The sequence below is a fragment of the Kamptonema formosum PCC 10802 genome, from assembly GCF_000332335.1.
GTDB lineage: Bacteria > Cyanobacteriota > Cyanobacteriia > Cyanobacteriales > Oscillatoriaceae > Oscillatoria.
In genome coordinates this window covers 7,411-7,799 of record NZ_KB235949.1, presented here as the reverse complement: position 1 = coordinate 7,799, position 389 = coordinate 7,411, and the positions used below count along the sequence as shown (strand labels likewise).

General features: G+C 49.9%; 1 protein-coding gene. It reads right to left on the bottom strand.

Features of this window, described 5'->3' with window-relative positions; all coding sequences use genetic code 11:
- Positions 1-373 (bottom strand): hypothetical protein (locus OSC10802_RS57250; RefSeq protein ID WP_044172103.1); only part of this gene is annotated, 373 nt, incomplete at its 3' end.
- Positions 374-389: the final 16 nt, after the last annotated feature.

The window sequence follows — 389 nt, the reverse complement described above, 5'->3', positions numbered from 1 at the left end:
CCACAAATACAGACGCCCCCGGTATATTAGAAGTTGTTACCGTGACATCCGCCGCCGGCTCAATTGTTTCGGCATTCGCCGTGTCAATTGGCGGCAAATAAATAGGCCGGCTGATGACATTGTTGACCCCTGTGTAAACCTCGTGTTCTAATAACAGTGGCAACTTTTCAGCAATGAACGGATAGGTCAGATCCCCGCTAATTCCCTCGCCGCGAATTTTGAGGGTGTTGTCAGGTAAAGCCCCCGGAGTTTCTAGTATAAACGAGCCATCTGCTGCGGTGACTGTTTGCAAAGAACCCAATTCTATAATAACACCGGCAAGCGGTTCTTGCGCCGTATTTTCAATAATCCCAGAAACCCGCGTACTCGTCACTGGGTCTGCTGCGACA